Origin of the sequence: Sphingobium agrisoli, from assembly GCF_041877245.1 — a bacterium.
In the GTDB taxonomy this organism is placed as follows: Bacteria; Pseudomonadota; Alphaproteobacteria; order Sphingomonadales; family Sphingomonadaceae; genus Sphingobium.
In genome coordinates this window covers 248,814-261,252 of sequence record NZ_JBHDJI010000003.1, presented here as the reverse complement: position 1 = coordinate 261,252, position 12,439 = coordinate 248,814, and the positions used below count along the sequence as shown (strand labels likewise).

Genomic DNA, 12,439 nt, shown 5'->3' with positions numbered 1-12,439 from the left:
AACATATTGGGAACGCCGTGTCAATTTGTACAGCGAGTTGTACAGCTGAATCGGTATGCGAAAATCGTTAGGATGCTAATGAAATGGGAAAATACCGTTTATTATCAGGTATATAGTCGAGAACTTGTCTCCGGCGAGAGGCCCTTTGCGTGGATCGTTGCTCAGCGTTCGGTGAGGCGGGGCAGGAGGTCCACGAAGTTGCAAGGGCGGAACCGGCTGTCCAATTGGGTGACGAGGATGCCGTCCCAGGCGTCCCTGACGGCGCCGGTCGAGCCGGGGAGCGCGAAGATATAGGTTCCGCGCGCGACGCAGGCGGTGGCGCGGGACTGGATGGTCGAAGTGCCGATGCTTTGGTAGCTGAGCCAGCGGAACAGCTCGCCGAAGCCGGGGATTTCCTTGTCCTGCACCTGGGCGAGCGCTTCGGGCGTCACGTCGCGGCCGGTGACGCCAGTGCCGCCGGTGGTGAGGATCACGTCGATTTGCGGGTCATCGATCCAGGCGTGGAGTCGGGCGACGATGGCGCTCCTGTCGTCCCGCTCGATATAACGGGCGGCGAGGATATGGCCGGCGCTTTCCAGCCGATCGACCAGGGCGTCGCCCGAGCGATCCTCGGCAAGGCCCCGCGTGTCCGAAACGGTGAGGACGGCGATGCGGACGGGGATGAATGTCCGGCTTTCGTCGATCGGCATCAGTGCGCGCCGCCGAGCGCGCCGCCATTGTCCGCCTGGCTGAGGCGGACGAGCTTCATGCCCTTGGCGGTGGGGAAGGTCGGCCAGAGGCCCTGCGCCATGCCGGTCAGGCAATCGGCGCTGCCCTTCGCCTGGATCTGGTACATCCAGTAGTTCCGCATCACGATGTTCACGTAAGCGCGGGTTTCGTAATAAGGCAGCGATTCCATGAAGAGCAGCGGATCGCCCTTGTCCTTCACCTGCGCGTTCCAGCGTTCGACCGGGAGCGGGCCGGCATTGTAGGCGGCCATCACCTTGGGCAGCAGGCCGCCGGTCGCGCGCATGTCGCGCAGCGCCTCCAGATAACGCTGGCCATATTCCATGTTGGTGGAGGGGACGAACAGCTGCGAAGCGTCGGCCAGGCCCACGTCCCCGGCGGTGCCGGGGCGCACCTGCATCAGGCCGCGTGCGCCGGCGCTGGAGACGACATCGGTGCGGAAGCCCGATTCCTGAAGCGTGTGCGCGTAGATAAGCGAGGGGTCGACACGCCAGCCGCCGTCGGGCCGCCAGTCGGGCGCGGGGAAGCGGGCGAAGCTGGCGGGCTGGGTGCCGGCCGGGCCGTTATGGGCGAGGTAAAGCTGCGTCGCGGGCAGGTTGAGCGCGCTGGCGAGGCGGAGCAGCGCGTCATATTGCGGGGTGCCGCCGATCTTCGCCTGATAGCGCAGAAGTTCGTCGGCGCGGCCATTTTCGCCGACCGCCGACAGGGCGATGGCGGCGCGGGCGTTGGGGCTGGCCCTGAGTTTCTGCCATTCGGTCGCGCCGAAGCGGCTGGCGGCCGGGGTGCCGCCCAATGTCATGCCGAGCGATTCGCGGGCGAGCAGGCCGTAGAAAGTCTCTTCGGATCGGGCAGCCTGCTTCAGATAATTTTCGACCTTGTCCGCCTCGCCGCAGACCATATAGGCGCGCGAGGCCCAATAGGCGCCGGCGGCGCGCATGTCCGCGTCGCCCGCCATCGCCGCGACATTGGCGAAAGCGGGGGCGGCGGCGCGGCAGTCATTCTGACGCCAGCTTGCCAGACCGCTTGTCCAGTGCGCCTGCACCATCCAGTCGCCGCCGGCGCGGGCTTCGAGCGCCTTGGCCGCCATGCGGCGGGCGTTGGCGTCGTCATTTTCGATATAATAGGCCCAGGCGACGCGCTGGCGCACTTCGGTCAGCCCTTCGGGGGTCAGGCCGGTTTCGCCGGTGACGAGCAACGCCTCCGCGCCGACCGGATCGTCATTCTTGACGAAGGTCTGGATCTGGCCGGCGAGCGCCTGCGCGGCGACATCGGTCTTGGTGGCGGCGACATATTGGCGGCGGGGGGCGGAGCCGAGCCAGACGAGTTTCTGGATCTGCGGAAGCCTAGGCAGGATGGTCGCGCCGCGCTTTTGCGCGAGGCGGGAAAGCTGGTCCGCCTTGGGCAGCCAGGGCGCCTTGTTGACGAGGTCGAGCAGGTCGAACAGTTCGACCTTGGGCGACCCCTTCGCCAGATAGAGTTCGGAGAGGGCGACCGGGCGCACGGCGTCCTGCGGGTCGAGCGCGGCGATCATCGCCTTCGCGTCGGTCCATTGCTGAGCGGCGAGCGCGGTGAAGATGGCGCGGTAGCGGGCCTTGTCGCCATCGCTCAGCAGGAGCGGCGAGGCGTCGGCGTTGATGGCGGTGGGCGGCAGATCGGTGGTGGTTGTGTCGGCGAGCGCGGGCGCGGCGGACGCCAGCCCCGCGGCGAGAAGGGCGAGGCGGGACAAATGGGTCGCGGCGCGAATCACGGACGGGCTTCCTCGATCAGGCTTTGCAGGGTGCGCCAGCATTCCGCCTTCGCAGTCGGCTGCCCCAGCAGCAGGCGCGGGTGAAATGTGGCGACGGCAGGCACAGTGCCGCCATCATGATTAAAATCGCGTAAACCAACGGCTTGGTCTGATCCATCCGTCGGCATCAGAGCACGGGTCGCCCGATCGCCGAGCAGCAACAGCCGGCGCGGGCGGGCGAGATGGATGTGGGTTCGCATCCGGGCGGCGGCGGCGGCGAGGTCGGTTGCCTCCACCATGCCGCCGGGCGGGCGGGCGAAGAAGAGCGAGCCGACGTAGATGTGCGCGCGGTCGAGGCCGATGGCGCGGAGCATCGCGTCGAACAAGGCGCCGGCCTTGTCCGCCAGCAGCCGCCCCGCGTCCATGTCGGCCGGATCGGGCATGTCGCTGACCACCATCAGCGGGGCGTCGGCCGGACCCGCCGGGTAGATGGCGCGCGCCGGCCAGCGTCGTTCGGGGTGGGACGCATCGGTTTCCAGCCAGAGATGGAAGGCGGCGAGATCGGCGGGGAGCGGCGCTGTGGCCGGTTCGACGAGCGTGGCCGGGCGCGTGGAGGACGTGGGCACGGGCGCGGGACGCAGCCAGTTGACCGGCTCCTGCCCCACGGCGCATTCCACGCCGGCCAGCCGCCACCACGCCAGATAGGCGTCGGCAGCAACCGCCGCATTGTCCATAAGTGAACCCCGCATCGCCATCCCTTGGGCCAGAGGTTGACGAGGGGGTCAAGCTGCTCCATCGCCTTTCCTTGCCAAACTGGTGTTACAATGCGCCGATCGGATGCAGCGGGGTGCAGCCCGCCGGTCGCGCTGGTGGAGGATGGAATGAGCGAACGGGAATCTATGCCCTATGACATCGTCATCGTCGGCGGCGGTCCGGCGGGGCTGTCCGCGGCGATCCGGCTGAAGCAGCTGGCGGACGCAGCTGGGCAGGAGCTGGCCGTCTGCGTCCTGGAGAAGGGGTCGGAGATCGGCGCGCATATCCTGTCGGGCGCGGTGATCGATCCCAAGGCGCTGGACGAACTGCTGCCCGAATGGCGCACGAGCGGCTGTCCGCTGGCCGACGTGCCGGTGACCGACAATCGCCACTGGTTCCTGACGAAGGGCGGCAAGATGGCGATGCCGCACCTGATGACGCCGGGCTGGATGCACAACAAGGGCACCTATACCGGGTCGCTCGGCAATTTGTGCCGCTGGCTCGCGGAGCAGGCCGAGGGGCTGGGCGTCGAGATTTTCCCCGGCTTCGCGGCGGCGGAAATCCTCTATCATGAAGATGGCAGCGTGAAGGGCGTTGCGACCGGCGACATGGGCGTGGATCGGGAGGGCAATCGCAAGCCCGACTATCAGCCGGGACTGGAGTTGCATGCGCGCTATACCTTCTTTGCCGAAGGCGCGCGCGGGCACCTGACCAAGGTGTTGAAGCGCCAGTTCGCATTGGATGCGAACAGCGAGCCGCAAGTCTATGGTTTGGGCATGAAAGAGCTGTGGGACATCGATCCCGACAAGCATCAGCCCGGCCTCGTCATCCATACCCAGGGCTGGCCGCTGACCGATGCCTATGGCGGCGGGTTCCTCTACCATCAGGCGAACGGGCAGGTGGCCTTGGGCTTCGTCGTGGGGCTGGGATACCGCAACCCGCATCTCTATCCGTTCGAGGAGTTCCAGCGCTGGAAGCAGCATCCCGCGATCCGGCAGTATCTGGAGGGCGGCCGGAGGGTCTCCTATGGCGCGCGGGCGATCAACGAGGGCGGGTGGCAGTCGATCCCGACGCTGGCCTTCCCCGGTGGCGCGCTGATCGGTTGTTCGGCCGGGTTCGTGAACGTGCCGCGCATCAAGGGCACGCATACGGCGATGAAGTCGGGCATGCTGGCGGCCGAGGCGGCGTTCGCGGCAGTGCAGGCGGACCGGAGCAGCGATGTGCTGGCCGACTATGAGCCGGCGGTGCGGGCAAGCTGGATCGACAGCGAGCTGCAACTCGTCAAGAATGCCGGGCCGATGCTGGCGAAGTTCGGCAACACGCTGGGCACGGTGCTGGCGGGCATCGACATGTGGATGCGGACGCTGAAGATCGGGCTGCCCTTCACGATGAAGCACCACCCGGACAATGAAGGCATCTGGCGCAAGGAGGCGTGCGCGAAAATCGCCTATCCCAAGCCCGATGGCGTCATCAGTTTCGACCGGCTGTCGTCGGTGTTCCTGTCCAACACCAATCATGAGGAGGACCAGCCGGTCCACCTGCAACTGAAAGACCCGGCGGTTCCGATCGCCTACAACCTGCCCCTTTATGACGAGCCGGCGCAACGCTATTGTCCCGCCGGCGTCTATGAGGTGGTCGGTCAGGAAGAGGGCAATCCCCGGTTCCAGATCAACGCGCAGAATTGCGTCCACTGCAAGACGTGCGACATCAAGGACCCGACCCAGAATATCAATTGGGTCGTGCCCGAAGGCGGCGGAGGACCGAATTATCCGAACATGTAGGCGCATCGTCCCGTTGCTGCTGCTGGCGGCCCCCGTGGCCGCCGGTGCGTCGGTCGATCCCGACGCGGCGCTGCACGCCTATGCGCGGGCGCGGCTGGCGGACGGGGACGGGGCGCTTGCCCAAGCGGTGGCGAGCTATCGCGACGCGCTGACGATGGACCCGGCGCGGGTGGAGATCGCCCGCCGATCCTATGTCCAGGGGATCGAGAGCGGGGACGGGGCGCTGGCGCTCAAGTCGGCGATGCTGCTCGACGGGGAGGGGCTGCTGCCGCGCGACGGCACGCTGCTGCGGATCGGGGACGCGCTGGCGCGCAAGGACTGGGCGGGCGCGGCGTCGCTGACCGACCGGATGGCGGAGGAGGGGAATTTCAGCTTCCTCGCCCCCATCGTGCAGAGCTGGATCGCGATCGGGCAGGGGCGTTATGCGCCGCCGCAGATCAATGACCGCGACAAGTTCGCGGCGTTGGCGTTGCGATATTCGGACGAACATGCGGCGTTTCAGGCTTTGGGGCGCAAGGATGTGGCGGCAGCGGTGCCGGCGATCCGGCGGGCGCTGGCGGTGCGGAGCAGCGACGGGGCGGCGCTGCGGATCGCCTTTGCCGGGCAACTGGCGGCGCAGGGGGCACAAGCGGAGGCGCTGATGCTGCTGCCTGCCGCCAGCGCCAATTTCGCGGCGGCGCGGGCTGACATTGCGAAGAACAAGGGTTTGAAGGCCGCGGGCGCGGCGATGACGCCGGCGCAGGGATTTGCGCGGCTGCTGGCGCGGCTGGCGGTCGACATCGCCGCCGATCCGGCGGGTGCGCCGATGGGGCTGCGGCTGGCGCGGATCGCGACCTTTGCCGATCCGGCCGGGGCCGAGCCGGCGATCGTCGCCGCGCGGCTGCTGACGGCGCAGGGCTATGGGGCCGGTGCCGTCGAGGCGGCGCGGCGGGTGCCGGCGAAAAGCTGGTATGCGGCGCTGGGGCAAGCGGAGCTGATCGACGCGCTGGCGGCGTCCGGGGACAAGGCGGGCGCGCTGGCGCTGGCGCGGGCGCAGGCGGACGTGCCGGGCGCGGAGGCGGAGCGGCAGGTGCGGCTGGGTCGCTTGCTGGCCGAGCAGCGCGATTTTCAGGGCGCGGCGGCGGCTTTCCGGGCGGCGCAGGCGGGCTATGAGCCGGACAAGCTGCCCTGGACGCTGCTGCTGTTCGAGGGCAGCGCGCTCGACCAGGCGAAGCGATGGGACGAAGCGCGGGCGGTGCTGGAGCGGGCGGCGAAACTGGCGCCCAACGAGCCGCTGATCCTCAACTATCTGGGCTACGCGCAGATCGAGCGGCGGCAGAATGTCGATGCGGCGCTGGCGCTGCTGACGAAGGCGAGCGCGCTGAAACCCCAGGACGCGGCGATCACCGATTCGCTGGGCTGGGCGCATTATGTGACCGGCGACGTGGGCGCGGCGGTTCCGGTGCTGGAGCGCGCGGCGGCGGGCGCGCCGGGCGATGCGACGATCAACGAACATCTGGGCGACGCGCTGTGGAGCGCCGGGCGGCGATATGAGGCGCGCTATGCCTGGGCGGCGGCGTCGGTCTATGCCGAGGGGGATGTCGCGGCGCGGCTGGCGGCCAAGGTCAGAGAAGGCATGAAGCCCGAATATGCCGCACCCTGACGCTGCGGCGCAGGCCGAAACGCTGACCGAAATCGCCTATGCCAAGGTTAATGTCGCGCTGCATGTGCGGGCGCGGCGGGACGATGGCTACCATGCGCTGGAGAGCCTGTTCGTCTTTGCCGAGGATGGCGACCGGCTGACCGGGTGCGCCACCGATGACGGGGCGATAGATCTGGCGATCGACGGGCCGTTCGGGGCCGCGCTGGAGGCTGGGCCGGACAATCTGGTGATGAAGGCCGCGCGGGCGCTGCAATCCTATCTGGGCGAGCAGCGCGGCGCGGCGATCCGGCTGACCAAGCGATTGCCGGTGGCGTCGGGGATCGGCGGCGGATCGGCCGACGCGGCGGCGACTCTGCGGCTGCTGGCACGGTTGTGGGAGGTGCGGATCGAGGCGGGCGAGCTGGCGGGGCTGGCGCTGGACCTGGGGTCGGACGTGCCGGCTTGTGTGGCGAGCGTCACGCAGATGGTGACGGGACGCGGCGAGCATCTGGCGCGCCACGCGGTCGACGGGCTTGAGGGGCTGGCGATGCTGCTGGTCAATCCGGGCGTGGCGGTGCCGACCGGGCGGGTGTTTAGCGGTTGGGACGGGCTGGATCGCGGGGCGCTGGATGCCGGGAGCCTTACCGCGCTGATCGAGCGGGGGCGCAATGACCTGCAAGTGCCGGCGATCGCGGTAGCGCCCGAAATTGCGGGAGCGCTGGAGGCGTTGGATGGGCAGGACGGACGGCTGATCGCGCGCATGTCGGGATCCGGGGCGACGTGCTTCGCGCTGTTTGGCGACGACGCCGCTTGCGCGGGCGCGGCTGCGGGGATCAAGGCCGCGCATCCGGGATGGTGGGTGATGCAGACGAGGATCAGACGCGGATGAGCGAGGCCTATGAGGATGTCGGCGCGGGCAGGCTGGACCTACTGATCGTCGCCGATCATGCGTCGGCTCATGTACCGGCCGATATCGATCTCGGCATCGATCCTGCACTGCTGAGCGAGCATATCGCGGTCGATATCGGGGCGGCGGCGGTGAGCCGGCTGCTGGCGGCGCAACTGGGGTGCCGGGCGATATTGGGGGGCGTGTCGCGGCTGGTGATCGACCTCAACCGGGAAGAGGACGCGCCGGGGCTGTTGCCGGTGATGAGCGACGGCCATGCCATTGCGGGGAACCGCTCGGCCGATCTGGGCGTGCGGATGCGGCGTTTCTATCATCCCTATCATGATCGGATCGCGGCGCTGCTTGCCGGCATGGCGTCGCCCTTCATCCTGTCGGTGCATAGCTTCACCCCGCGTCTGGCAAGCGATCCGGGGCAGACACGGCCATGGGAGATTGGGGTGCTGTATAACAAGGACGATCGCGCGGCGCGGATCGCCATTCCGATGCTGAAGGCGGCGGGACTGATCGTCGGGGACCAGCAGCCCTATTCGGGCGCGCTGCTCAACGCGACCATGAACCGCCATGCCGAGGCGAACGGCATCCCCTATCTGGGGATCGAGATGCGGCAGGATCTGGTGGGCGACGCGGCCGGGCAGGCGCGGTTTGCGGGAATATTGGGGCCGGTGGTGCTGGAATGTCGGAGCAGCTTGGCATGAGGGGCGCTGTAATAGTGGCGTTGGTTGCGCTGGCGGGGTGCGGCGGGGAGGCGTCGAAGCCCGGCAATCTGATCGGCGCAGCCGAAGAGACCGAGGCGGTGCCGGTGAATGACGGCAAGGCCGATTGTCGGATTGACGGGGCGGAGGAATGGGCGCGCGACTGCCTGGTCGAGCGCGAAGGCGACATGCTGACGATCCGCCATGCCGATGGCGGGTTTCGGCGCTTTCGCGTGCTGGCGGACGGGCGCGGGCTGGAGGCGGCGGACGGGGCCGAGCCGGCGGTCGTGAAGATCGTGGGCGACCGCCAGATCGAGGTGACGGCGGGCGCGGACCGATACCGGCTGCCCGCGCAGGTCGCCGGCGCGCGATGAGCGGGGCGCCGATCCTGACGGCGGCGCAGATGCGGGACGCGGAGCAGGCGGCGTTCGACAAGGGCGTCGATCCCTATGCGCTGATGGAGACAGCGGGCGCGGCGGCGGCGGAGATCATCTGGCGGGCGGGGCATCGGCGCGACACGTTGGTCCTGTGCGGACCGGGCAATAATGGCGGCGACGGCTATGTGATCGCGCGGCTGCTGCGCGCGCGGGGCGTGCCGGTGCGGGTGGCGGCGCTGGGCGAGAGCCGGACGGAGTCGGCGCGGCGGGCGCGCGCGGCGTGGGATGGGCCGGTCGAGGATTTACAGGGTGCGAAGCCAGCGACGCAGCTGGTCGATGCGCTGTTCGGGACCGGGCTGGCTAGGGGTCTGGACGCGGATGTGGCGGGGCGGCTGGGCGCTTTGGCCGAGGCGGCGACGACCAGCTACGCCATCGATCTGCCGAGCGGGGTGGAGACCGATGGCGGGGCTTTGCTGTCGCCGGTGCCGCGCTTCGATGTCTGCATCGCGCTGGGGGCGTATAAGCCGGCGCATCTGCTGCATCCGGCGGCGGGGCGGATCGGGCGGCTGGTGCTGGCCGATCTCGGGATCGCGGTGGAGAGCAGGGTGCGGCGGCTTGAGGCGCCTGCGTTACGCGCGCCCGACGCCGACGCGCATAAATATACGCGCGGGCTGGTGGCGGTCATCGGTGGCGGGATGCCGGGGGCGAGCATGCTCGCGGCGGTGGCGGCGGCGCATTCAGGCGCGGGGTCGGTGCGGCGCTTCGCTGAGGATATGCCGGCGGCGGGGCCGTATGCGATCATCAACCGGCGGGTGGAGCGGCCCGAGGAGATTGCCGACCAACTGAAGGACGAGCGGATCAGGGCTTTGCTGGTCGGTCCGGGATTAGGGCTGGATGCGGAGGCGGTGGCACGGCTGGGGGTGGCGCTGGCGGCGGGACGGCCGCTGGTGCTGGACGCCGATGCGTTGACCTTGATCGGGCGGGACGATGCTCTGGCGATTCCTGCCGGCGCGATCCTGACCCCGCATGAAGGGGAGTTCGGGCGGCTGTTCGGCAAGATGCCGGGGAGCAAGATCGAGCGGGCGGTGGCAGCGGCGCGGGGCTCCGGCGCGGTCGTGGTGTATAAGGGCGCGGATACGGTGATTGCCGCCCCGGATGGACAGGCGCGGGTGGCGGACGGCGCTTCGCCCTGGCTATCGACCGCCGGGACGGGCGATGTGCTGGCGGGGCTGGCGGCGGGGCGGCTGGCGGTGGCGGGCGATCCGTTCCGCGCGGCATGCGAGGCGGTGTGGCTGCATGGGGAGGCGGCGCGGCGATGCGGCGCGGCCTTCATCGCGGATGATTTGCTCCGCGCGCTGCCAGCGGCTATCGCCGCGCGATTGTGACAGGCACCGACCCAGAGACCATCATCCGTATCGCGGCCAAGGGCGACGGCGTGACCGCCGATGGCCGGCATGTTCCCCTGACCGCGCCGGGTGATCGCGTGGCGGCGGACGGGACGGTGCATGCCGGCCCGCATCATGTCGAGCCGCCGTGCGTCCATTTTCCGGCCTGTGGCGGGTGCCAGCTCCAGCATCTGGACGAGGACAGCTATGCCGATTTCGTGACCGGGCGGGTCGTGGGCGCACTGGCGGGGCAGGGGGTGACGCCCGCCGTTGTGCTGCCGCCGCATATCTCGCCGCCGATGACGCGGCGGCGGGTGGCGCTGCGCGCGGCGCGGGCGGGCAGGCGGGTGACGATCGGCTTTGCCGAGGAGGGGAGCCACCGGCTGATCGACCTTCAGATGTGCGCGGTGATGGACAAGCGGCTGTTCGCGCTGGTGGAGCCGCTCCGCAGGCTGCTGGCGAAGATCCTGCCCGACAAGCGCGCGGCGCATGTGAAGATGTCGCTGATCGACCAGGGCGTGGATCTGCTGCTGGAAGGCGTGCGGGTCGAGGGGCTGGCGGCGGACGAGGCGCTGGGGGATTTCGCGCAGGCGCAGGAGCTGGCGCGGCTGACGATCGACGAGGGCGACGGGCCGCAGACGCGGTGGGAGCCGGAGGCGGCGACGGTGAGCTTCGGGGGCGTGGCGGTCGGATTTCCGCCCTTCGCCTTCCTTCAGGCGACGCCCGACGGCGAGGCGGCGCTGGTGGGGGCGGTGCGCGATGCCTTGCCGGAGGCGGGCGCGGTGGCGGATTTATTCTGCGGCCTCGGCACCTTTGCGCTGGCGATCGGCGGCGGGCGGCCGGTTTATGCGGCGGAGGGGGCGCGCGATGTCGTGCTGGCGCTGAAGGCTGGCGCGGGGCGGGCGCAGCGCAGGGTCGCGGCGGATCATCGCGACCTGTTCCGGCGACCGCTTGTGCCCGAGGAGTTAAACCGCTTTGCCGCCGTGGTGCTCGATCCGCCACGCGCGGGCGCGCGGGAGCAGGTGCTGCAACTGGCGGAGGCGGCGGTGCCGGTGATCGCCTATGTCTCGTGCAATCCGGCGAGTTTCGCGCGGGATGCGGCGCATCTGGTGGGCGCCGGCTACGGCCTTGAGAGCGTCAGGCCGGTGGGGCAGTTCCGCTGGTCCACCCATGTCGAGCTGGTCGGGATATTCCGGCGATAAAAAAAAACCCCCATCGCTTTCGCGATGGGGGTAGGCACCCTCTCCAAAGGGGGGCTTGGGCCTTATTTGCCCAGCTTGATGATCGTGGCGCGGCGGCGCGGGGCGATGGATTCGCTGTAGAGGCTGGCCATCGGCTCGTCCTCCACCTCGATCGTCGCGTCCGACGTGAAGCCGTTGAAGCCGGTCCGCATCGCTGCGCCATAAGCGCCCAGCATCCCGATTTCGATATAGTCGCCCGCCTTCACGTCCGCCGGGAGCAGGAAGGGGCCGACCATATGGTCCATGTCGTCGCAGGTCGGGCCGTAGAAGGAGAAAGCCTCCATCGGCTCGATGCTCGCCTCCTCGCGCAGCAGCTCGACCGGGAACCGCCAGCCGATATGCGCCGCGTCGAACAGCGCGCCATAGGCGCCGTCGTTGATGTAGAGTTCGTTGCCGCGACGCCGCTCCACGCGCACCACGACCGAGCTATATTCGGCGGACAGCGCCCGGCCCGGCTCGCACCAGAGTTCCGACGAATAGCTGACCGGCAGGCTTTCGAAGCCGCGATGGATCGCCTCGAAATAATGTTCGAGCGCGACTGGCTCCATGCCCGGATAGACCGACGGGAAGCCGCCGCCGACATCGATGATGTCGACCGTGACCGCCGCGTCGACGATCGCCGCGCGGACCCGCTCGATCGCGTCGCTATAGGCCTGCGGGCTCATCGCCTGGCTGCCGACATGGAAGCAGATGCCGAGCGCGTCGGCGGCCTGGCGGGTGGCCATCAGCAGTTCGCGGGTTTCGCCGAGCTCAGCGCCGAATTTCGACGCGAGGGAGAGTTCGCTATGTTCGGACGACACGCGCAGGCGAACGCACAGCTCCAGATCGGTCGCGCCGCTGGTCGCGCGCATGATCTTTTCCAGCTCGTCCATGCTGTCGAGCGAGAAGGTGCGGACACCATAGGCATGATAGGCTTCGGCAATCGCTTCCTCGGCCTTGACCGGGTGCATGAAGCAGAGCTTCGCCTGCGCGCCCATGGCGGCGAGCGCGTCGGCGACCAGGCGCACCTCCGCGATCGAGGCCACGTCGAAATGCGTGATTCCCGAGGCGTAGAGCGTGCGGATCAGGTCAGGCGACGGGTTCGCCTTCACCGCATACAGGGACCGCCCCGGAAACTTCTCGACAAAGAAGCGGGCAGCCCGAGCCGCGGCGTCGGGACGAATCAGCGTTACCGGTGCTGCCGGTTTGAGGGCGGTCGCTACCCCCAGCGCGCTATGATGCTTGTGCAAC

11 protein-coding genes are annotated in these 12,439 nt (G+C 69.0%); 7 read left to right on the top strand and 4 right to left on the bottom strand.

Annotated elements, in window-relative coordinates; genetic code table 11:
* Positions 1 to 161: 161 nt before the first annotated feature.
* The 3 genes from moaB to ACETPF_RS07775 are packed head-to-tail and all read right to left on the bottom strand — an operon-like array spanning position 162 to position 3,201.
* Entirely contained in the window at positions 162 to 689 is a 528-nt protein-coding gene (gene moaB, locus ACETPF_RS07785; protein WP_373933871.1) for a molybdenum cofactor biosynthesis protein B, read from the bottom strand.
* Entirely contained in the window at positions 689 to 2,473 is a 1,785-nt protein-coding gene (locus ACETPF_RS07780; protein WP_373933870.1) for a lytic transglycosylase domain-containing protein, read from the bottom strand. Before ACETPF_RS07780 ends, moaB begins: the two co-directional genes overlap by 1 nt.
* Positions 2,470 to 3,201: a uracil-DNA glycosylase family protein gene (locus tag ACETPF_RS07775; protein WP_373933868.1), complete on the bottom strand. Its 732-nt coding sequence runs from the start codon at positions 3,199 to 3,201 to the stop codon at positions 2,470 to 2,472. Before ACETPF_RS07775 ends, ACETPF_RS07780 begins: the two co-directional genes overlap by 4 nt.
* 132 nt (positions 3,202 to 3,333) lie before the next feature.
* Here ACETPF_RS07775 and ACETPF_RS07770 point away from each other — a divergent pair, with 132 nt between their 5' ends.
* The 7 genes from ACETPF_RS07770 to ACETPF_RS07740 are packed head-to-tail and all read left to right on the top strand — an operon-like array spanning position 3,334 to position 11,170.
* Positions 3,334 to 4,986: an electron transfer flavoprotein-ubiquinone oxidoreductase gene (locus tag ACETPF_RS07770; RefSeq protein ID WP_373933973.1), complete on the top strand. Its 1,653-nt coding sequence runs from the start codon at positions 3,334 to 3,336 to the stop codon at positions 4,984 to 4,986.
* A gap of 19 nt (positions 4,987 to 5,005) precedes the next feature.
* Positions 5,006 to 6,628 (top strand): tetratricopeptide repeat protein, encoded by a 1,623-nt coding sequence (locus tag ACETPF_RS07765; protein WP_373933972.1) that lies wholly within the window; start codon positions 5,006 to 5,008, stop codon positions 6,626 to 6,628.
* The gene (locus ACETPF_RS07760; RefSeq protein WP_373933866.1) at positions 6,615 to 7,496 is read left to right on the top strand and encodes a 4-(cytidine 5'-diphospho)-2-C-methyl-D-erythritol kinase; all 882 of its coding nucleotides are present in this window, start codon (positions 6,615 to 6,617) and stop codon (positions 7,494 to 7,496) included. Before ACETPF_RS07765 ends, ACETPF_RS07760 begins: the two co-directional genes overlap by 14 nt.
* Positions 7,493 to 8,209, top strand: coding sequence for an N-formylglutamate amidohydrolase (locus ACETPF_RS07755; RefSeq protein ID WP_373933864.1), 717 nt, complete (start codon positions 7,493 to 7,495; stop codon positions 8,207 to 8,209). The genes ACETPF_RS07760 and ACETPF_RS07755 overlap by 4 nt, the downstream gene beginning before the upstream one ends.
* Positions 8,206 to 8,580 carry a hypothetical protein gene (locus tag ACETPF_RS07750; RefSeq protein ID WP_373933862.1) on the top strand — a complete coding sequence of 125 codons (375 nt, stop codon included), beginning with the start codon at positions 8,206 to 8,208 and terminating at the stop codon, positions 8,578 to 8,580. The genes ACETPF_RS07755 and ACETPF_RS07750 overlap by 4 nt, the downstream gene beginning before the upstream one ends.
* Entirely contained in the window at positions 8,577 to 9,968 is a 1,392-nt protein-coding gene (locus ACETPF_RS07745) for an NAD(P)H-hydrate dehydratase (RefSeq protein WP_373933860.1), read from the top strand. Before ACETPF_RS07750 ends, ACETPF_RS07745 begins: the two co-directional genes overlap by 4 nt.
* On the top strand, positions 9,965 to 11,170 hold the full coding sequence (locus ACETPF_RS07740; protein WP_373933858.1) for a class I SAM-dependent RNA methyltransferase: 1,206 nt from the start codon (positions 9,965 to 9,967) through the stop codon (positions 11,168 to 11,170). The genes ACETPF_RS07745 and ACETPF_RS07740 overlap by 4 nt, the downstream gene beginning before the upstream one ends.
* Positions 11,171 to 11,232: 62 nt before the next feature.
* On the opposite strand, the gene ACETPF_RS07735 is transcribed toward ACETPF_RS07740, so the two are convergent.
* On the bottom strand, positions 11,233 to 12,438 hold the full coding sequence (locus ACETPF_RS07735) for a type III PLP-dependent enzyme (RefSeq protein WP_373933856.1): 1,206 nt from the start codon (positions 12,436 to 12,438) through the stop codon (positions 11,233 to 11,235).
* Position 12,439: the final 1 nt, after the last annotated feature.